18 protein-coding genes and 2 tRNA genes are annotated in these 19,147 nt (G+C 71.1%); 17 read left to right on the forward strand and 3 right to left on the reverse strand.

Annotation, left to right across the window (positions count from 1 at the left end; genetic code table 11):
• The first annotated feature begins 166 nt into the window (after positions 1-166).
• The 5 genes from proB to ACK8N7_RS25155 all read left to right on the forward strand — a co-directional run bounded on the left by proB (position 167) and on the right by ACK8N7_RS25155 (position 5,391).
• Positions 167-1,285 carry a glutamate 5-kinase gene (proB, locus tag ACK8N7_RS25135; RefSeq protein ID WP_031122788.1) on the forward strand — a complete coding sequence of 373 codons (1,119 nt, stop codon included), beginning with the start codon at positions 167-169 and terminating at the stop codon, positions 1,283-1,285.
• 127 nt (positions 1,286-1,412) lie between these two features.
• Positions 1,413-1,904, forward strand: a complete 492-nt coding sequence (locus tag ACK8N7_RS25140) for a DUF8830 family protein (RefSeq protein WP_403208135.1) — start codon at positions 1,413-1,415, stop codon at positions 1,902-1,904.
• A gap of 93 nt (positions 1,905-1,997) precedes the next feature.
• A complete protein-coding gene (locus ACK8N7_RS25145) occupies positions 1,998-3,281 on the forward strand; it encodes a glutamate-5-semialdehyde dehydrogenase (protein ID WP_403208137.1) in 1,284 nt (427 codons plus the stop codon).
• Between the two features lie 146 nt (positions 3,282-3,427).
• A complete protein-coding gene (locus ACK8N7_RS25150) occupies positions 3,428-4,003 on the forward strand; it encodes an SCO2584 family spore wall biosynthesis protein (RefSeq protein ID WP_500444208.1) in 576 nt (191 codons plus the stop codon).
• Between the two features lie 230 nt (positions 4,004-4,233).
• The gene (locus ACK8N7_RS25155; protein WP_500444209.1) at positions 4,234-5,391 is read left to right on the forward strand and encodes an SCO2583 family membrane protein; all 1,158 of its coding nucleotides are present in this window, start codon (positions 4,234-4,236) and stop codon (positions 5,389-5,391) included.
• Here the strand turns inward: ACK8N7_RS25155 and ACK8N7_RS25160 are convergent.
• A complete protein-coding gene (locus ACK8N7_RS25160; protein ID WP_403208143.1) occupies positions 5,300-6,445 on the reverse strand; it encodes a M48 family metallopeptidase in 1,146 nt (381 codons plus the stop codon). The two genes, ACK8N7_RS25155 and ACK8N7_RS25160, sit on opposite strands and share 92 nt — an antisense overlap.
• 111 nt (positions 6,446-6,556) lie before the next feature.
• On the opposite strand from ACK8N7_RS25160, the gene ACK8N7_RS25165 reads away from it, so the two are divergent.
• The 10 genes from ACK8N7_RS25165 to ACK8N7_RS25210 all read left to right on the forward strand — a co-directional run bounded on the left by ACK8N7_RS25165 (position 6,557) and on the right by ACK8N7_RS25210 (position 11,587).
• Entirely contained in the window at positions 6,557-6,709 is a 153-nt protein-coding gene (locus tag ACK8N7_RS25165; RefSeq protein ID WP_015608467.1) for a hypothetical protein, read from the forward strand.
• A gap of 84 nt (positions 6,710-6,793) precedes the next feature.
• On the forward strand, positions 6,794-6,955 hold the full coding sequence (locus tag ACK8N7_RS25170) for a hypothetical protein (RefSeq protein ID WP_015608466.1): 162 nt from the start codon (positions 6,794-6,796) through the stop codon (positions 6,953-6,955).
• 38 nt (positions 6,956-6,993) lie between these two features.
• Entirely contained in the window at positions 6,994-7,611 is a 618-nt protein-coding gene (gene nadD / locus ACK8N7_RS25175; RefSeq protein ID WP_355085008.1) for a nicotinate-nucleotide adenylyltransferase, read from the forward strand.
• Positions 7,612-7,630: 19 nt separating this feature from the next.
• Positions 7,631-9,454 carry an LCP family protein gene (locus ACK8N7_RS25180; RefSeq protein ID WP_500444210.1) on the forward strand — a complete coding sequence of 608 codons (1,824 nt, stop codon included), beginning with the start codon at positions 7,631-7,633 and terminating at the stop codon, positions 9,452-9,454.
• Positions 9,455-9,528: 74 nt separating this feature from the next.
• Positions 9,529-9,960, forward strand: coding sequence for a ribosome silencing factor (gene rsfS, locus ACK8N7_RS25185; RefSeq protein ID WP_015608463.1), 432 nt, complete (start codon positions 9,529-9,531; stop codon positions 9,958-9,960).
• On the forward strand, positions 9,957-10,610 hold the full coding sequence (locus ACK8N7_RS25190) for a histidine phosphatase family protein (protein ID WP_403209063.1): 654 nt from the start codon (positions 9,957-9,959) through the stop codon (positions 10,608-10,610). The genes rsfS and ACK8N7_RS25190 overlap by 4 nt, the downstream gene beginning before the upstream one ends.
• Positions 10,611-10,736: 126 nt before the next feature.
• Positions 10,737-10,809 (forward strand) — tRNA-Ala (locus ACK8N7_RS25195).
• Positions 10,810-10,940: 131 nt separating this feature from the next.
• Complete coding sequence (locus ACK8N7_RS25200; RefSeq protein WP_403208147.1) at positions 10,941-11,129, forward strand: hypothetical protein; 189 nt, start codon at positions 10,941-10,943, stop codon at positions 11,127-11,129.
• Between the two features lie 3 nt (positions 11,130-11,132).
• Positions 11,133-11,366, forward strand: coding sequence for a hypothetical protein (locus ACK8N7_RS25205; protein WP_015608461.1), 234 nt, complete (start codon positions 11,133-11,135; stop codon positions 11,364-11,366).
• A 148-nt stretch (positions 11,367-11,514) separates the two neighbouring features.
• Positions 11,515-11,587, forward strand: a tRNA-Ala gene (locus tag ACK8N7_RS25210).
• Positions 11,588-11,653: 66 nt separating this feature from the next.
• Here the strand turns inward: ACK8N7_RS25210 and ACK8N7_RS25215 are convergent.
• The gene (locus ACK8N7_RS25215; protein ID WP_403208149.1) at positions 11,654-13,234 is read right to left on the reverse strand and encodes a ferredoxin; all 1,581 of its coding nucleotides are present in this window, start codon (positions 13,232-13,234) and stop codon (positions 11,654-11,656) included.
• The gene (locus ACK8N7_RS25220) at positions 13,231-14,781 is read right to left on the reverse strand and encodes a ferric reductase-like transmembrane domain-containing protein (protein WP_403208151.1); all 1,551 of its coding nucleotides are present in this window, start codon (positions 14,779-14,781) and stop codon (positions 13,231-13,233) included. Before ACK8N7_RS25220 ends, ACK8N7_RS25215 begins: the two co-directional genes overlap by 4 nt.
• A 531-nt stretch (positions 14,782-15,312) precedes the next feature.
• On the opposite strand from ACK8N7_RS25220, the gene leuS reads away from it, so the two are divergent.
• Together leuS and ACK8N7_RS25230 are read left to right on the forward strand one after the other, a co-directional pair.
• The gene (gene leuS / locus ACK8N7_RS25225; protein ID WP_500444211.1) at positions 15,313-18,186 is read left to right on the forward strand and encodes a leucine--tRNA ligase; all 2,874 of its coding nucleotides are present in this window, start codon (positions 15,313-15,315) and stop codon (positions 18,184-18,186) included.
• A 151-nt stretch (positions 18,187-18,337) separates the two neighbouring features.
• Positions 18,338-19,129 carry a hypothetical protein gene (locus tag ACK8N7_RS25230; protein ID WP_500444212.1) on the forward strand — a complete coding sequence of 264 codons (792 nt, stop codon included), beginning with the start codon at positions 18,338-18,340 and terminating at the stop codon, positions 19,127-19,129.
• Positions 19,130-19,147: the final 18 nt, after the last annotated feature.

A 19,147-nucleotide genomic window follows, 5' to 3' on the forward strand; every position in this document is an offset into this window, starting at 1 on the left:
ACTGTGCTGTGCCGGGGGCGGCACGCACGCGCCTCACCGAACACCGGGGCGATCCAGAGCGAGGAAGCACGTGGCAGAGCAGAGGCCGTCGGACCGTAGGGCGTCGGACGGCACGGCGTCTGACCGCGAGCCCTCGGCCCGCACGCCGTCGGGCCGCGGGCCGGAAGTGACCGGCGCCCGCCGGATCGTCGTCAAGGTCGGCTCCTCCTCGCTCACCACGGCCTCCGGCGGCCTCGACGCCGACCGGGTCGACGCCCTCGTCGACGTCCTGGCCAAGGTCAGGGACGGCGGCGAACGCGAGGTCGTCCTCGTCTCCAGCGGTGCCATCGCCGCCGGGCTCGCCCCCCTCGGCCTGGTCCGCAGGCCCAAGGACCTCGCCCGTCAGCAGGCCGCCGCCAGCGTCGGCCAGGGTCTCCTCGTCGCCCGCTACACCGCCTCGTTCGCCCGCTACGGCGTCCGCGTCGGCCAGGTGCTCCTCACCGCCGACGACACCAGCCGTCGCGCCCACTACCGCAACGCCTACAGCACCCTCGACAAGCTCCTCGAAATGGGCGCCGTCCCCGTCGTCAACGAGAACGACACCGTCGCCACCGACGAGATCCGCTTCGGTGACAACGACCGGCTCGCCGCCCTCGTCGCCCACCTCGTCCACGCCGACCTGCTGGTCCTGCTCTCCGACGTGGACGGTCTCTACGACGGCCCGCCCGGCACCCCCGGCGCCTCCCGGATCGCCGAGGTCACCGGACCCGACGACCTGGCCGGCGTCACCATCGGCAGCGCCGGGAAGGCGGGCGTGGGCACCGGCGGCATGGTCACCAAGGTCGAGGCCGCCCGCATCGCCACCGCCGCCGGCGTCCCGGTCGTCCTCACCTCCGCCAGCCGGGCCGCCGACGCCCTCGCGGGCCGCGACACCGGCACCTACTTCCACCGCACCGGCCGCCGCTCCGCCGACCGGCTCCTGTGGCTCGCCCACGCCTCCACCCCGCAGGGCGCGCTCACCCTGGACGACGGCGCCGTACGGGCCGTGGTGGAGCGCCGCACCTCGCTGCTGCCCGCCGGAATCTCCGCCGTCGAGGGCGAGTTCAGCGCCGGCGACCCGGTGGAGCTGCGCGATCTGCGCGGCACCCCGGTCGCCCGCGGACTCGTCAACTTCGACGCGAAGGAGATCCCCCAGCTGCTCGGCCGCTCCACCCGCGATCTGGCCCGTGAGCTGGGCCCCGCCTACGAGCGCGAGGTCGTACACAGGGACGATCTCGTCATTCTCGTGCCACGCCTCACCCCCTGAAACGGCTGAAAGTCCCGCCATCGGGCAGGGACCTTTACCAAAACCGCCCCACGCCCGCCCGTGGACTGGTCCACTTTGTATCGGGGAATCAGGGGTCCGCACAGCAACACATCACAGGAGGCCGCCGGTGAGACGAGCGCGCCCGGGGGCGTCGCCCCGAGGCACGGGCAGCCGCGCCCTGACGAGTGTCGGAGCGGGGGCCGACTTCGACCGGAACACGCCCCTGGGAGGCACCGCCGATCAGGAGCCGGTGACGGACCGGCAGGAGGACCGCCAGCAGTCGAAGCTGTGGCACATCACCCTCAGCGTCTCGGGGACCGAGACCCCGCTGGGGGAGGTCAGACGCGGCCTGGAACAGCTCGCGCACGACCACCCCTTCCTGCTGACCAGCCGTTACGCCAACGACCACGCGGAGATCCGCTACTGGGAAGAGGCCCGCGACCTGCACGACGCGGCCGCGGTGGCGCTGCGGCTGTGGGGCGAGCACCGCTCCAGCGCCCAGCTCCCGCCGTGGAAGATCGTCGGCCTCGAAGTCATCGACCGTGAGACGTACCACCTGCGTATCGCCGAGGGCTACGGGCCGCCGCCCGCCGCCCCCGTCGGCGTGCACCCTTACTGAAAGGCCCCGGGCGAGGTGTCCGCCCTTCGGGCGGCCGTCTCGCATCACGGGATACGTGCCGTATGCCCGCAGAGCGCGCATTACTCTGCGGGCATGACCACGCTCTCGCCCTACGACAACATGTCCCCGGTCGCGCAGACCGCTTACCGGGCCCGTGCGGCCGCCGCAGATATCGCGCCACTTCCGCGTGCTGCCAAGGACGACGCGCTGCTGGCCATCGCCGACGCCCTCGAAGTGCGGACCGCCGAGATCGTCGAGGCCAACGCGCAGGACGTCGAGCGAGCCCGCGAGGCCGGTACGAGCGAGGGCATCATCGACCGGCTCACCCTCACCCCGGAGCGCATCCGCGCCATCGCCGCCGACGTACGGGACGTGGCCGCGCTGCCCGACCCGGTCGGCGAGGTGGTGCGCGGCTCCACGCTGCCCAACGGCATCGACCTGCGCCAGGTCCGCGTCCCCCTCGGCGTGGTCGGCATCATCTACGAGGCCCGCCCCAATGTCACCGTGGACGCCGCCGCCCTCTGCCTGAAGGCCGGCAACGCGGTCCTGCTGCGCGGCTCCTCCTCCGCCTACGCCTCCAACACCGCCCTGGTCCGTGTCCTGCGCGACGCGGTCGGCGGCTCGGGCCTCCCCGCCGACGCGGTGCAGCTCGTCCCCGGCGAGAGCCGCGACTCCGTACGGGAGCTGATGCGGGCCCGCGGCCTGGTCGACGTCCTCATCCCGCGTGGCGGCGCCTCCCTGATCCGTACGGTCGTCGAGGAGTCCACGGTCCCCGTCATCGAGACCGGCACCGGCAACTGCCATGTCTACGTCGACGCGCAGACGGACCTGACCATGGCCGTCGACATCCTGATCAACTCCAAGGCCCAGCGCCCCAGCGTCTGCAACTCCGCCGAGACCCTGCTCGTCCACAAGGACGTCGCCGACGCCTTCCTGCCGCTCGCCCTGGACGCGCTGGCCGAGGCCGGGGTCACCGTGCACGGCGACGAGCAGGTCCTCGCCCACGCCGAGGGGACCAAGGCCACCGTGGTCGCGGCGACCACGGAGGACTGGGAGACCGAATACCTCTCGTACGACATCGCGGCGGCGGTCGTGGACTCGCTGGACGCGGCGGTGGCGCACATCCGCCTCTGGTCCTCCGGCCACACCGAGGCCATCGTGACCACCTCGCAGGCGGCCGCCCGCCGGTTCACCCAGCTGGTCGATTCGACCACGGTCGCCGTCAACGCCTCCACGCGCTTCACGGACGGCGGACAGTTCGGCTTCGGCGCCGAGATCGGCATCTCCACGCAGAAGCTGCACGCCCGCGGCCCGATGGGGCTGCCGGAGCTGACCTCTACGAAGTACATCGTCACCGGCGACGGCCACACCCGGTAGCCGCGCCCCTGCCCGTACGCCGGGCCGGGCATCCCGCCCGGCGTACGCACACGGGTCATGGACCGGCCGCATGTTCCCCCTCCCGCCCACCGGACGACTTTCCGGAGCACCTGCCCAAAAGGTCCCGGCAGGGCTACGCTGAATCCGTGCCGGACGACGTGGGGGGCAAGCCGTTCCCGGACGGCTGGGAGCCCGACGACGACCGCGGGGGCGCGGACAAGGACTTCGCCTCCGTGGTGTTCGACGAGGACTTCGTCCGGGCCGCCGTCGTCCATGAACCCACCGCCGTGGAGCGCCTCCTCGCCGCCGCGGAAGCCCGCGCGCAGGCCGACGCCGCCAGGGCCCGCCGCACACGCCGGCCCAGGGACGGCGAACACGGCTCCTACGGGCGCTCCAGGTCCTATCACGACCCCCAGGACCTCGATTACGACCCCGAGTACGACGACGGTGCCGAGCCGGGCCCCTACGGGCAGGGCGGCGGTCCGCGGGCCTACCGGGGCGCCGCCCGCTGGCACCGCCCGGTCGCCTGGCTGCTGGCCCTGGTGATGGGCATCGGAATGGTCGCCCTGGCCTTCTCCGCCGTCTACCGGAGCGCCTCGGCCCACCGCCAGGATCCGATGCCGCCGCCCGTGACCAGTGGTGTGGACCAGCCCGGAGCGATTCCGCCGGCCCCCGCGGTCCACCCCCGCCCGGCGGTCTCCGCCACCCCCGGTGCCCCCTGAACCCTCCCGCGCCGTTCCCCGGGCCGGGGGACCGGTCGGACGTCACCCGTCCGGCGGTAGCCGCGGGCACCACTTCCCGCCGCTCTCCGCGTTTACGTACGCGCCGATCGACCTACTCTGAAGATGTGACCCCTCGCTTCCGGGGGGCTTCTCGCTGCCGGATGCCTGACGGCCGAAGCAGACCGTTGCGCACCGAGCAGACCGGTGGTGTGGAGATCGGGAGAGAAGTCATGACAGGCCGCTCAGAACCGCCGAACGGCCCGCCCGAGAACCCCGAGGGCGGCGAGGACGAGTACCGCTCGCTCGTCTTCGACGAATCGTTCATCCGCAGTGCCCGCATGCAGGAGTTCTCGGCCCAGGAGCGGATGGGCGAGCACGCCCGCGCCGTGCGGACGCTGCCGGAGCCGGTGGCCCCGGCCGGCCACGGCTCCAGGGCCGCCATCGTGCTGGTCGTCCTCATCGCCCTGGCCTTCGCCACGGCCGTCTACATCGGCTTCCGCAATCCCTATCCGCAGCCCGTCACCCGACGGGCCGAGCCGTTGCGGACCACCGTGGTCCCCCTCGCCCCACGCGGAACCGTGCCCGCCGGATCACCCGAGCGGCTCTACCTGGCTGCCCCGCTCTCCGGCTTCCGGACCGGAGCGGAGGGCATCAACTTCCCCTCCGTACGGCGCACGCAGAACTTCTCGGACAGCCAGATCACCACCGCCCTCGCGATCGTCAAGGACTTCCTGGTGGAGTCCTCGCTCAACCCGGACGTCCTCACCGGACAGGTCCGCCGGCCCGTCGAACAGCTCCTCGACCCGGACCAGCGGGGCCAGTTCGAACGGTCCATGAGCAGCCCCGCCGACGACGGGCTCCACGCCGCCACCGGCTGGCTGGTGCGCTTCGACCCGGCCCAGGTGGAGCTCGCGGACCCGCAGATCCGGGTCCAGGGCACCCTCTCGTACGCGGAGGACGGCGCGGGCACCCTGGAGGTCGTCTCGGACCACACCTTCACCTACGCCCTCCGCCCGGCGGAAGGCCCCCCGAAGGAGGACGGCGCGTCCCTCTTCACCGTCCGGCGCGAGCTGCACTTCCGCTTCGACCGGGAGGACCTGCGGTTGCACCGCCTTGAGGTGCGCACCGCCCACGTACAGGCCGGGCCGCAGTCCTGCTCGGCCGGTGCCACGGGGACGCTCCGCCCGCTCCTGGCGGGAGAGCGGGCGGACGACCGGGGCCCCGCGGTCACCGACCCGTACGCCCCGGGCAGGCCCGCGGCGGCACTCTGCGGAACCCTGGCGCCGCTGGGCTCCCCTACGCCTTCCGCGGCCCCTCCTCAGGACCCTCGGGACCTCCGGGACCTCCAGGACCCTCAGGCCCTTCGGGAGTTCCGTCCTCGTCCGTAGCGGAGGTGCCCGCACCGCCCCTGGCGGCCCCGGCGCCCCCGGTGAACTTGTCGCGCAGCTTGCCGCCCAGGTCCCCGGCGCCTCCGGCGATGTCACCGACCAGCTTCATCAGCGGGTCCTTGCTCGTACGCACCGTGTCGGCGTAGTGCGAGGCGGACTCCCGGAACGAGTCCGTCACCGAGGCGTCCTTGTCCTCGTCGCGCCTGGGGTAGTGGCCGTCCATGATCCGCTGGTAGTCGCGGGTCTCCGACCACTTCTTCAGCTCGGCGGCCCGCACCGTGGTGAAGGGGTGCGTCCGGGGCAGCACATTGAGGATCTTGAGGACCGAGTCCCGCAGATCCCCGCCCTTCTCGTACTCGTCGGCCTGGGCGAGGAAGGCGTCCACATTCATCTCGTGGAGGTGGTTGCCACCGGCGATCTTCATCAGACCGCGCATCGAGGCCTGGATGTCCTGGCCCACCAGCAGCCCGGCCCGGTCGGCCGAGAGCTCCGACTTGCGGAACCACTCGCGCAGCGCCGTCACTATCGCCATGATCGCCACGTTGCCCAGCGGGATCCAGGCGACCTTCACGGCCAGGTTGGTCAGGAAGAGCAGTATCGTCCGGTACACCGAGTGGCCGGAGAGCGCGTGGCCCACCTCGTGGCCGACCACCGCCCGCATCTCCTCCTCGTCGAGCAGCTCGACCAGGCCGGTGGTGACCACGATGATCGGCTCGTCCAGCCCGATACACATGGCGTTGGGCTGCGGGTCCTGCTTGACGTACATCGGCGGGACCTTCTCCAGGTCCAGGATGTAACACGCGTCGCGCAGCATGTCGTTGAGGTGGGCGAACTGGGCTTCGCTCACCCGGACGGAGTCGGAGAGGAAGAGCAACCGCAGGCTGCGCTCCGGGAGGAGCCCGCTGAGCGCCTTGAACACGGTGTCGAAACCGGTGAGCCTGCGCAGGGCCACCAGGGCCGAGCGGTCCGCCGGGTGCTCGTAGGCCCGGGACGAGATCCCGGGGAATCGCCTGCGCGCCCTGCTCGGCACGTTCTCGTGACTGCTGTCGGTCATGGATGGCCCCCTGTTCGTACGAGACGTTGCTCGTCCCCCTGGCGAAAACCAGCGTATGTGCTGGCGCTACGGTGTGCGGGGGGCTGTGGATAACTATGAGGAGCGCCCGAAATGCCACACACCGCCGTACTGCTCGCCGCCGTCGCCGACGAACAGGGACCGGGAGCCACCCTCCGGATCGTCCTGCTGGCCTCGATCGTCGGAGCGGTGCTGCTGGCCTGGTTCCTGCTGCGCGGTTACCGCAACGACGACAACAACGACTGAGTCGGCGTGAGCGTGCCCGGGGTGCCCGCATACGATGTGCCCGACGTCTTCCTTCCGACTCACGATCGATAGGTCCTGCCGACGATGAGCCTCACGAGCACCGCACACCAGCTGGTCACTCTCGCCTCCGAGGGTGGCGAGGGCGGCAACCACGAAAGCCTCAACCCGTACGTGACCGGTGTCGGCGCCTTCCTCGCGCTGATGTTCCTGCTCTGGATCACCACCCGCTTCAACCGCGACCGCTGAGGCAGAGGCGTACAGCTGTGCCAGTAGGCTCTGCACGCATGGGAGAGCAGGAAGTGCCTACCGGCCCCGAGAAGCGCCGAATCGGCGTCATGGGCGGGACATTTGACCCGATTCATCATGGACACCTGGTGGCGGCCAGTGAAGTGGCCGCCCAGTTCCATCTCGACGAGGTCGTGTTCGTCCCGACCGGGCAGCCGTGGCAGAAGAGCCACAAGAGCGTCTCCCCGGCCGAGGACCGCTATCTGATGACGGTCATCGCCACCGCGTCCAACCCGCAGTTCTCGGTCAGCCGCAGTGACATCGACCGTGGCGGACCGACGTACACCATCGATACGCTGCGGGACCTGCGCGAGGTCCACGGCGACGCGGACCTCTTCTTCATCACCGGCGCCGACGCGCTGTCCCAGATCCTCACCTGGCGCGACGCGGAGGAGCTGTTCTCGCTCTCCCACTTCATCGGTGTGACCCGGCCGGGTCACGTGCTCACGGACGACGGGCTTCCCGAGGGCGGTGTCTCCCTGGTGGAGGTGCCCGCGCTGGCGATCTCGTCCACGGACTGCCGTGAGAGGGTCGCGCAGGGGGAGCCGGTCTGGTACCTGGTGCCGGACGGCGTGGTCCGCTACATCGACAAGCGCCAGCTGTACCGCGGCGACTGAGCCACGGAGAGGGGCACCGGTGAACGACCGACAGAACCCGTACGACCACGACCCGTACTACCAGCAGCCGCAGATCATCGGCTACGACGAGTACGGCCAGCCGGTGTACCAGCAGCAAGGGCAGCAGCAGGACCAGCAGCAGTACGACCGGCAGCAGTACGACCCCTACGCCGCGCAGCAGGGTCAGCAGCAGGGCCAGGGCCAGCACCAGGGGCAGGCCCCGGAGACGGGGTACGGATACGACCCGTACGGCCAGGCCCAGCAGCCCCAGCAGCCTCAGGCCCAGCCGTACGACCCCTACGCGGGCCGGCAGCACCCCCAGCAGGACCAGGGCGGCCAGGGCGCCGACCAGGGATACGGCCAGGGTCAGCAGTACGGCTACGGCGGCTATACCGACTACGGCTACGCCACCGGGCAGCAGCCCGCCGCCGTCGACACCGGTCAGCAGTGGAACATCCCGCAGCAGGGCACCGCCCCCGCCCCCGAGCAGGCCCCGCAGCCGGCCGCTCGGCCCCCGCGCGAGCAGGCCCACGAGCGGGAGCCGGAGGCCGAGGCGGACCCCGCCGTTCCCGGGCAGCGCCCCGCGCCGGACTACCGCACCGAGCAGTTCTCGTTCATCGAGGAGCCCGACGAGGACTCCGAGGACGTCATCGACTGGCTGAAGTTCACCGAGAGCCGCAGCGAGCGGCGCGAGGAAGCGCGCCGCAAGGGCCGCAACCGGATGATCGCGCTGATCGTCGTCGCCGTGCTCGTGGTGGTCGGAGGTGTCGGGTACCTCTGGTCCGCCGACATGCTCCCCGGCCTCTCCGGTACGGAGGAGAAGAAGGCCGTCGCCGTCGGTGCGCAGCAGCGCGACGTGATCGTGGTGCACCTGCACAACACCAAGAAGGGCGGCACCTCGACCGCCCTGCTCGTCGACAACACCACCACCAAGCAGGGCACCACCGTCCTGCTGCCGAACACCCTCGCCGTCGCCGGTGACGACGGTTCCACCACCACGCTCGGCAAGTCCGTCGACGACGACGGCAGGACCGGCACCCGGGAGTCGATCGAAACCCTCCTGGGCACCAGGATCAGCGGTACCTGGCGGCTGGACACCCCGTACCTGGAGATCCTCGTCGAGCAGGTCGGCAACATCGAGGTGGACACCGACATCGATGTGCCCGACGCCAAGAAGGGTGCCGCGCCCCTCGTGAACAAGGGGGAGGCGCAGACGCTCAGCGGCCCGATGGCCGTGGCGTACGCCACCTACCTGGCACCCGGGGAGGCCGAGGCCAAGCAGCTGACGCGGTTCGGGGAAGTCATGCGCGCGGTGCTGCGCAAGATCTCGGAGGACCCCAAGGCCGCGACCGTCACCGTGGAGACGCTGGCGCAGGTCCTGGACCCGTCGCTGCCGGAGAAGGACCTCGGGGCCTCGCTCGCCAAGCTGGCCTCGCGGGCCAAGGTCGGTGACTACAAGACGGCGATGCTGCCCGTCCAGGACGACGGCACCCTCACCGACGCGGCCACCCGCAGCGTCGTCAGGGACATCCTCGGCGGCACGGTGAAGGCACCCGAGGAGGGCGCGCCGCTGCGGGTCGCCGTCCGCAACGCCACCGGGAACGCCCGCGCCGGGGAGTCCGCCCGGATCGTGCTTGTCAACGGTGGTTACGCCTTCGTGGACAGCGGCAAGGCCAAGGACGAGGCCGAGTCCGTCGTGATCTACCGGACCGCCGAGGACAAGGAGAAGGCCACGGAGGTGGCCAAGACCCTGGGGCTGTCCGCCGGTGCCGTGAAGAAGGGCGAGCCGGCCGCCAACGCGGACGTCTCCGCCGTACTCGGCCAGGACTACAAGACCGGGTAATCGTCGGCGTGAAGGGCTGTCGGCGGTCCGTGAGACCCTAGAGGTTGCATCCGACCGCCGACGAAAGCCTGCATGTGACCGCCACGGACCGCTCCATCGAGCTCATCAACGCCGCCGCTCAGGCGGCCGCCGACCGGCTCGCGCACGACATCATCGCCTACGACGTCAGCGATGTGCTGTCGATCACCGACGCCTTCCTGCTGGCCTCGGCCCCCAACGACCGCCAGGTCAAGTCGATCGTCGACGAGATCGAGGAGCAGCTCCAGAAGGAGCTCGGCGTCAAGCCGGTGCGCCGTGAAGGCGACCGCGACGCCCGCTGGATCCTCCTCGACTACGTCGACATCGTCATCCACGTCCAGCACAGCGAGGAGCGCGTCTTCTACGCGCTCGAGCGTCTGTGGAAGGACTGCCCGGAGATCGCCCTCCCCGAGGACGCGGTCAGGACCCGAGGCAAGGCCGAGGAGCACGCACAGCTCAACGGCAGCACGGAAGGTGACCAGAGCTGAACGGCAGTCGCAGCGGCAGGGGCCGCAAGATCGTTCTCTGGCGTCACGGCCAGACCGCGTGGAACCTGGAGCGGCGCTTCCAGGGCTCCACGGACATCGAGCTCACCGAGGAGGGCGTCGGGCAGGCCCGTCGGGCCGCCCGGCTGCTCGCCTCGCTGAAGCCCGATGCCGTCGTCGCCTCCGACCTCAGGCGGGCGGCGGCCACGGCCGCCGAGCTCGCGGCCGTCACCGGTCTCACCGTGGCCCACGACGCCGCGCTCCGTGAGACGTACGCGGGCGCCTGGCAGGGTCTGACGCACGTGGAGATCGTCGAGCGGTTCGGCGAGCAGTACGCGGCGTGGAAGCGCGGCGAGCCGGTGCGCAGGGGCGGCGGTGAGCTGGAGACCGAGGTTGCCGACCGGGCCGCACCGGTCGTGCTTGAGCACGCCGAGAAGCTGCCCGCCGACGGCACGCTCGTCGTGGTCAGCCACGGCGGCACGATCAGGACGACGATCGGCCGGCTCCTCGGTCTGGAGGCGCACCACTGGGAAGGGCTCGGCGGGCTGACCAACTGCTGCTGGTCGGTCCTGGGCGAGGGCGCGCGCGGCTGGCGCCTGCTGGAGCACAACGCCGGCACGCTGCCGGAGCCGGTGCTCGGCGACGACGACTAGGACCGCTCGGGCGCTGTTTCCGGGCCGTCTCCGGGCGTCTCCGGCCGGATTTCACTTTCCGGCAGGTCACAGGCTAAAGTTCTTCTTGTTCGCAGCGCGGAAACGCAGGGAAACAGAGCGAACAGCGGGGCTATAGCTCAGTTGGTAGAGCGCCTGCATGGCATGCAGGAGGTCAGGAGTTCAATTCTCCTTAGCTCCACAATAAGGATCCCGTCCCCGTCTGGGGGCGGGATCTTCTGCGTAGGGGCGTGAAGCGGGCTGACCCCCTTGCGGGGTCATGGCAGAATCGGAGCGCCGGAGGGGGCGACGGACCGATCGGGAGGGAGCGCGATGCCTGCGAGTCGCGAACACGTCCCCGACCTGCTCCTTGTCGCCGCCTCGTTCCCCGGCTCCGTAACGTCCGAAGATCGATCCCGTCTCGGCTGCCCGTCCTGCGGTTCGTCCCACGTGGCCCAAGTCCTGGGCGACAACGGAGGGGTCTCCTACGTGTGCACGGCCTGCGGCCACAGCTGGAGCTGACTGATGGGTGCACACAGGCGTAAGTGCGACTGGTGCGGCAGCGGTACGCCCATTGTCAGGGACATGGACCCGATCAACCCGGAATACCAGTACTGGTGCGAGGAATGCGCGCGGGCGCTGATCATAAAAGGCGACCCCATCGAGACCTACCGGGAGCTGGAGGGGGAGCCGATCTACGGGCGCCTCTTGGAGGAGCACTGCACCCTCAAGCGGTTCTACTCCTTCGCGACAGCGTGAGCCTCCGGGCCTCTGACCTGCGGCTGACGGTTCAACGCCCGGGATAATTCGGGCATATGTGTGCGCACCGGAAACGATTTGGTGAAGCACCGGGGGGACCGTGTAATGTTCTCGATGTCGCCAAGGGGAACCGGGCGGCGGACAACAAGGGGCTATAGCTCAGTTGGTAGAGCGCCTGCATGGCATGCAGGAGGTCAGGAGTTCAATTCTCCTTAGCTCCACGAGCTCCACATGAAGAAGCGGGCCACCCGGATCGGGTGGCCCGCTTCTTTCGTCGTGGCGCCCGGTCAGCCGCGTCCGCTGCCCAGGGCCCGCCGGTTGACGGCGGCGGGCAGAGCGGGGCGCTGCTCGGCGGCCGACTGCTCGATCCGGAGCGCCAGGGCGGGGCAGCGCCGTACGGCCCGCTGGGCGCGCCCGCGCAGATGCATCGGAACCGAGGCGTCCGCCACCGCCGGATAGCCGTCGGGGCCCAGCCTGATGAGCTCGGGGACGATGTCCGCGCAGAGGCCGTGGCCCTGGCAGAGTGTCCAGTCCACCGCCAGCTTCTCGCCGCTCGGAATCGACTCCTCCAGGTCCTGGTATCCGGAAGCGGGCAGCGGCAGCACACCGAGCGTCTCGCGGCCGCAGCCGCCGTCCAGGACATGGGCGGCCAGGTCGTCCGTGAACGCCGACAGCGCCGACATCAGGAACCGCGCCGAACCGTCCGGGTGCTTGCACGCGCCCCGGCCCTTCACGGCCTGGGTCACCTCGCGCAGTGCCTCCAGCGCGGCGGGCCCGCCGCCGTTCAGTACGTCGGAGAGTCCGCCCGCCGCCGCCGGGAGCCCCAGCTTGCACGGGCCGCACTGCCCGGCGGTCTCGGCGGCCAGCCAGTTCGTGATCCGGAGGGACTCGCCGAGCGGGCACGTCTCCGGCCCGATCGGCAGGATCGCGCCCGCGCCCAGCGCACCGCCCACGGTGGCCAGGGACTCCCGGGATATGACCGCGTTGTGGGAGGCGACGGCGTCGATCCAGTTGCCGTGGTAGCCGCCCGTCAGGACCCCTTGGGGCAGCGGCGGCGCTCCGGCCAGTTGCAGGATGTACCGCAGCGGCACGCCGGTCGGCACTTCGATGACCATGGGCCGGGCCACGGCGCCGGAGACGGTGAGCAGGACGGTGCCCGGTTCGTTCGGCAGCCCGGTGTGCCCGTAGCGGCGAGGGCCTATCCGGGCGGCGACGGCGAGTTGGGCGTACGTCTCGGCGTTCGACAGCAGGGTCGGGGAGCCGCCGACCCCGGTCTCCGCCGCCCGCTCGCGCCGGCCCGGGGGCAGGGCCGGCCCGCCGTTCGCCGCCCGGATCACCGAGGACGCCTCGCCGGAGACCATGCGCTCCGGGGTGCGGATCACCCGGGCGCGCAACTGCTGGCCGCGCCGGTCGGAGAGGCCGCGCTCGGCCAGTGCCGCGCGTACGGAGACCTCGGTGGAGTTACGGGTGACGGCGACGACCAGCGTGCGCGCGCCGAGCGCCTCCGCGGCCAGCAGGGCGCCGTCCAGGATCAGGTGCGGGGCACGGTTGAGGAGGACGGTGTCCTTGCGGCAGGCGGGCTCGCCCTCGCTCCCGTTGATCACGACGACGGGGCGCACCCCGCGCCGGATGGACGCCTTCGCCACCGCCCGCAGTTTCTTGCCGAAGGGGAACCCCGCCCCGCCCCGCCCGGTCAGGGAGATCGCTTCGGCCAGCTCGGCCAGCCGCTCGCCGGTCATCGGTTCGAGGGGTCCGTGCACCTTCAGGTGCATGGCGAGGTCGAGCCGCTCCACCAGGTCGAAGCCGGTGGTCAGTTGCGGCAGGCCGACGACGCGGACCTCGGGAACATCGGGGAGGGGGTCGTTCACGGGCGGTCTCCTGCGGGTGCGTGCCAGGGTTCGCCGGCCGGGGGCGCGGAGAACGGTCCGGTCGGCGGCTCGGCGCCGGTGCCGGGGGTGGCTGGGGTGTGGGATTCGGCCGCCTGAGCAGCCCTGTACGGGGCTTCGTATGAGGCTTCGTAGGAGGCTTCATAGGAAGGAGCGGGTGTGCTGGGCGTCGGGGCGCCTTCAAAGGAAGACGTCGCGTCGGCTGTGCCGTACGCCGTGGCGCCGTATGCCGTTGTGTCGTACACCGGGGTGGCGTACGGAGGTGTCGTGCTGAGCGGTGGCGTGTACACCGGTGGTTCCTGCGGGGGCGTGTAGGTGTGCTCGGCACCGTGCGGGCGGTGGTGGGCCTGCGCGGGCGGTGCGGGGGACGGGGCGGGCCATCTGGGGCCCGGCACGCGCGTGGCGTCACCGGCCTGGGACACGGCGCGGTATCCGGCCGATATCCCCGGCCCGCCGACAGGGCCGTCCGCGAGCCGGTCGGAGCTGCGCGGAGGCGGTTCGTACACCGGGGGCTGGACCCCGTACAGCAGCTCCGTCGGCGCTTCGTGCAGGGAGTGCGTCTCGTGCGGAGCGCGCGCCTCGTACGGGACCTGCGTTTCGTGCAGGGAGTGCAGCGAGCCGGACAGCGGCATGGGCGGGGGTGGTGTCGGCGGGAGGAGCGGCGCCGACAGGGTGCGCGGGCGCACCGGAGTGCCCCGGACCTCCCGGTCCGGCTCGCTCCACCCCGCGGGGTCTCCCGGAGGCGGCTGACGGTCCGTGCCGGGCCCGCGTTCCGCACCCGGCCGCGAGGACCCGCGCAGCACCGGGTCCGGCGCGTCGAACTCCCCTTCCGGGCTCATCAGCGCGGCGATCCGGTCGGTGATCCGGCGCTTCGCCGGGCGGGGCAGCAGCCGCAGGCACAGGGCGCCGGCGACGGCGGTGAGGCACAGCCCGTACATCACGACGACCCAGGTCGCGGGTGCCCGGCCCGCGTACAGGCCATGGACCAGAGCGGCGCACCAGGCCGGATAGGCCAGGGCGTGCAGGGCGCGCCACCGCCCCGCGATCCCGCCCGCCTCGCGGGGGGAGCCCAGCGACTGGCCGAGCCGGGTGGCCGTGGGGGAGGGCTGGGCGAACGCGCTGCGCAGCGCGCCGGTCGCCGCTGTGACGACCATGAGCAGTCCGGCCAGCGAGCCGAAGCCGATCAGCCCCGCCGTACCCGAGACGCCGAGGCCGAAGGGTATGAGGGCGCCGAGCAGGGACACATGGCCGAGGGCGATCTTCACGGTTCCGTGCAGCAGCAGGAAGCCGAGCGCGGCCACGGCTGTGGCCCGGTGGATGCCCTGGCAGGCGATCCGCTGGCGGGTGGAGAGGAACAGCCGGTCGGTGGCCAGCAGGCCCCAGGCGACGGCCGCGCTGAGCGAGACCAGCGACAGGACGCCGGTGGTGAAGTCGAGGGTGGCGCGGAAGCCGTCGCTCCCTGCGACGGCGAGCAGAGGGACGAATACCAACGCGGTGACAGTCAGGCCGCCCTGTACAGGCCGACTCATTCCGGTGCTCATGGTGGGGGATACGCGGATCTTGCGATGAGGGTTCATAGGGGCGACTCCGAATAGTTCGGCAAAGCGGTCCCGTTGCCGCATGCTAGGACGCCCCATACCAACCAGTACGGGCTTTGCTCGGTTGCCCCGATAGAAGTCGGTACGCCGAGTAACCCCCGCTTCCCGGGCGTTCCCTCCGCCCCTGGAGTCGTCCCAGGACTCCGCCGAAAGCCCACCGGAAGCCCGCCGATCACACACCGCACGCCCACATCAGCATCACGCGTCAGCTACTGAGGGCGACGGGTGAGCAGGTGGGTACCGGCTCACGCAGGCGCTGTCCGCCCACCGGTTACTCCCCGCTCCCCTCCGGACCCGTGCGGTACCCTGACGCCATGCGTGCCGTACGCCTTCTGCTTAGCGAGCCGCGCTGACCAGTTCCGACCGGTGAGAACGCCTGGTCGGAGTCAGCGCGGCGTCCCCTCCTGTGCGAGGGGATTTTTCGTTTCCCGGCAGATGACGATCGATGGAGCTTTGAGGATCATGAGCGAGACGAATTCCGCAGCCGAGACGGCCGCGCCGCACCGCTACACGGCGGCGATGGCCGCCGACATCGAGGCACGCTGGCAGGACTTCTGGGACGCCGAGGGGACGTACGAGGCACCGAACCCCACCGGAGACCTGGCGGGCGACCCGGAGCTGGCCGCCAAGCCGAAGAAGTTCATCATGGACATGTTCCCGTACCCCTCGGGTGCGGGGCTGCACGTCGGACACCCGCTGGGCTACATCGCCACCGATGTCTACGCCCGCCACCAGCGGATGACCGGCCACAATGTGCTGCACACCCTGGGCTTCGACGCGTTCGGCCTGCCCGCCGAGCAGTACGCGGTCCAGACGGGCACCCACCCCCGGGCCTCCACCGAGGCCAACATGGAGAACATGAAGGTCCAGCTGCGCCGACTGGGCCTGGGCCACGACAACCGCCGTTCGTTCGCGACGATCGAGGCCGAGTACTACAAGTGGACGCAGTGGATCTTCCTGCAGATCTTCAACTCCTGGTACGACACCGAGGCCGACCGGGCCCGCCCGATCGCCGAGCTGGTCGAGCAGTTCGAGAACGGCACACGGGCGACCCCCGACGGCCGTGAGTGGAGTGCGCTGAGCGCCGCCGAGCGCGCCGACCTGCTGGGCGAGTACCGCCTGGCGTACGCCTCCGACGCGCCCGTCAACTGGTCGCCGGGGCTGGGCACCGTGCTGGCCAACGAGGAGGTCACCGCCGACGGACGCTCCGAGCGCGGCAACTTCCCCGTCTTCAAGGCCAAGCTGCGCCAGTGGAACATGCGCATCACCTCCTACGCCGACCGGCTGCTGAACGACCTGGACGGGCTGGACTGGCCCGACGCCATCAAGCTGCAGCAGCGCAACTGGATCGGGCGCTCCGAGGGTGCCCGCGTCGAGTTCCCGGTCGACTCCGCCGGCGGCATCACCGTCTTCACCACCCGCCAGGACACGCTGTTCGGCGCCACCTACATGGTGCTGGCGCCCGAGCACGAGCTGGTCGAGCGGATCATTCCGGCCGCCTGGCCCGAGGGCACCCACCCGGTGTGGACCGGCGGCCACGCGAGCCCGGCCGAGGCCGTCACCGCGTACCGCAAGCAGGCCGCCGCCAAGTCCGACGTCGAGCGGCAGGCCGAGGCCAAGGACAAGACCGGTGTCTTCACCGGCGCGTACGCCACCAACCCCGTCAGCGGCGAGAAGGTCCCCGTCTTCATCGCGGACTACGTCCTGATGGGCTACGGCACCGGCGCGATCATGGCGGTACCGGCGCACGACGCACGCGACTTCGCCTTCGCGCGCGCCTTCGAGCTGCCGATGCGCTGTGTCGTCCAGCCGTCGGACGACCGCGGCACCGACCCCTCCACGTGGGACGACGCCTTCGGTTCGTACGACGCGAAGCTGGTCAACTCCTCCAACGACGACATCTCGCTGGACGGCCTGGGCGTCGTCGAGGCCAAGGCGAAGATCACCGAGTGGCTGCAGGAGCACGGCGTCGGCGAGGGCACCGTCAACTTCCGGCTGCGGGACTGGCTGTTCAGCCGGCAGCGCTACTGGGGCGAGCCCTTCCCGATCGTGTACGACGAGGAGGGCATCGCCCACCCGCTGCCCGAGTCGATGCTGCCGCTGGAGCTGCCGGAGGTCGAGGACTACTCGCCGCGCACCTTCGACCCGGAGGACGCCGACACCCAGCCCGAGACCCCGCTGTCGCGCAACGCCGACTGGGTCAACGTGACGCTGGACCTGGGCGACGGCGCCGGCCCGCGCAAGTACCGCCGTGAGACCAACACCATGCCCAACTGGGCCGGTTCCTGCTGGTACGAGCTGCGCTACCTGGACCCGAACAACGACCGGCAGCTGGTCGACCCGGAGATCGAGCAGTACTGGATGGGCCCGCGCGAGGGGCAGCCCACCGGCGGTGTCGACCTGTACGTCGGCGGCGCCGAGCACGCCGTACTGCACCTGCTGTACGCGCGCTTCTGGTCCAAGGTGCTGCACGACCTGGGCCACATCTCGTCGGCCGAGCCGTTCCACAAGCTGTACAACCAGGGCATGATCCAGGCCTTCGTCTACCGCGACGCTCGGGGCATCGCCGTCCCGGCCGCCGAGGTGGAGGAGCGCGACGGCGCCTTCTACTACGAGGGCGAGAAGGTCAGCCGCGTCCTGGGCAAGATGGGCAAGTCCCTGAAGAACGCGGTCACGCCGGACGAGATCTGCGCCGAGTACGGTGCGGACACCCTGCGCCTGTACGAGATGGCGATGGGCCCGCTGGACGTGTCGCGCCCCTGGGACACGCGTGCGGTGGTCGGCCAGTACCGGCTGCTGCAGCGGCTGTGGCGCAACGTGGTCGACGAGGAGACCGGCGAGGTCACCGTCGTCGACACGGAGCCCGGTGAGGACGCCCTGCGGGCCCTGCACAAGGCCATCGACGGGGTCGGCCAGGACCTGGAGGGGATGCGGTTCAACACCGCCATCGCCAAGATCACCGAGCTGAACAACCACCTGACGAAGGCGGGCGGGCCGCTGTCGCGGTCCGTGGCCGAGCGGCTGGTCCTGCTGATCGCCCCGCTGGCCCCGCACGTGGCGGAGGAGCTGTGGCGCCGGCTGGGCCACACCGAGTCCGTCGTCCACCAGGACTTCCCGGTGGCCGACCCGGCGTACGTCGTGGACGAGACCGTCACCTGCGTCGTCCAGATCAAGGGCAAGGTCCGGGCCCGCCTGGAGATCTCGCCCTCCATCACGGACGAGGAGCTGGAGGCGCTGGCCCTGGCGGACCCGGCGGTCGTCGCGGCGCTGGGGGGGGCCGGGATCCGCAAGGTGATCGTGCGGGCGCCGAAGCTGGTGAACATCGTCCCCGCGTGACCGCCGTCCGTTGATGGTCGCGGTGCGTAGTCAGGGCCATCCCCTACGGGCAGGTTGGGGGTTCCGAAGGAACCCTCGGCCTGCCCGTTCCGTTTACGGTGGAGGGGAGCGACCGCTACCGGCAGCCGCATCGAGACACCGAGGGGCATTCATGGAAGCCGCGATCACGATCTTGGCGCTGCTCTTCGTCGCGTTCATCGCGTTGGGCGTCTATGCGACCGTGAAGGCTGTCGGCGCGGCCAAACGAGGCGTGGACCGTACGATCACCCAGGCCCGTCGCACGGTGGAGGACACCACCCTCCGGGCCAAGAGCTTCGGCCAGACCGGTGTAGCGGGTGAGCTGGCGCAGCTCCGGCTCGCTCTGCGCACCTCGATGCGTGCCACCCAGGACGCCCTGCACGCCGGTGTGGCGGAGGACTCCTCGCTCGCGGAGTCGGTGGGCCTCTTCCGCAGGCTGAGCGCCCACGGCCTTGAGCTGGACGACGAGCTGAAGCGCCTGGAGCGTGAGCCGGACCGGGCGACGGTCGCCGCACTGCTGCCGCAGCTGAAGGAGCGCACGCAGCGGATCACGCACTCGGCGGACTCCCTGCGCTGGGCGGCCCGGGACCGGGCGCGGCAGTTCGCCGACGACGACCTGGACGCGTTGAACGCGCAGATCGACATCGAGGCGGGGGCCCTGCGCCACTGGACCGTGGAGGAGCAGCGGCCCCAGCAGGCTTCGGGGGCCGCCTCCCAGGGGCCGGGTGCCGGGGCGACGCGGGCGCACGACGCCGGGGTGGACTGGCCCGAGCCGACGGCCGGCGCCGGGAACAGCAGCACGGCGGACGAGTCCTGGGGCGGACCGGCCCGCGAGGAGGCCCCGCAGGCGATCACCGCGCCGGACCCGCACCTGCGGACGAGGTATCCGTGGCAGAAGGCCGCCAAGACGGAGACGACCAACTGACGGCGGGGCCGTTCCCGG

Origin of the sequence: Streptomyces griseobrunneus, from assembly GCF_046713465.1 — a bacterium.
GTDB lineage: Bacteria > Actinomycetota > Actinomycetes > Streptomycetales > Streptomycetaceae > Streptomyces > Streptomyces microflavus.

Excerpts from the sequence above, each read along its gene's own strand:
- ACK8N7_RS25165 (WP_015608467.1), top strand. The coding sequence starts at position 6,557 with ATGCCACACACCGCCGTACTGCTCGCCGCCGTCGCCGACGAACAGGGA.
- ACK8N7_RS25145 (WP_403208137.1), top strand. The coding sequence starts at position 1,998 with ATGACCACGCTCTCGCCCTACGACAACATGTCCCCGGTCGCGCAGACC.
- ACK8N7_RS25230 (WP_500444212.1), top strand. The coding sequence starts at position 18,338 with ATGGAAGCCGCGATCACGATCTTGGCGCTGCTCTTCGTCGCGTTCATC.
- ACK8N7_RS25160 (WP_403208143.1), bottom strand. The coding sequence starts at position 6,445 with ATGACCGACAGCAGTCACGAGAACGTGCCGAGCAGGGCGCGCAGGCGA.
- leuS (WP_500444211.1), top strand. The coding sequence starts at position 15,313 with ATGAGCGAGACGAATTCCGCAGCCGAGACGGCCGCGCCGCACCGCTAC.
- ACK8N7_RS25170 (WP_015608466.1), top strand. The coding sequence starts at position 6,794 with ATGAGCCTCACGAGCACCGCACACCAGCTGGTCACTCTCGCCTCCGAG.
- ACK8N7_RS25200 (WP_403208147.1), top strand. The coding sequence starts at position 10,941 with ATGCCTGCGAGTCGCGAACACGTCCCCGACCTGCTCCTTGTCGCCGCC.
- ACK8N7_RS25220 (WP_403208151.1), bottom strand. The coding sequence starts at position 14,781 with ATGAGTCGGCCTGTACAGGGCGGCCTGACTGTCACCGCGTTGGTATTC.
- nadD (WP_355085008.1), top strand. The coding sequence starts at position 6,994 with ATGGGAGAGCAGGAAGTGCCTACCGGCCCCGAGAAGCGCCGAATCGGC.
- ACK8N7_RS25205 (WP_015608461.1), top strand. The coding sequence starts at position 11,133 with ATGGGTGCACACAGGCGTAAGTGCGACTGGTGCGGCAGCGGTACGCCC.
- ACK8N7_RS25155 (WP_500444209.1), top strand. The coding sequence starts at position 4,234 with ATGACAGGCCGCTCAGAACCGCCGAACGGCCCGCCCGAGAACCCCGAG.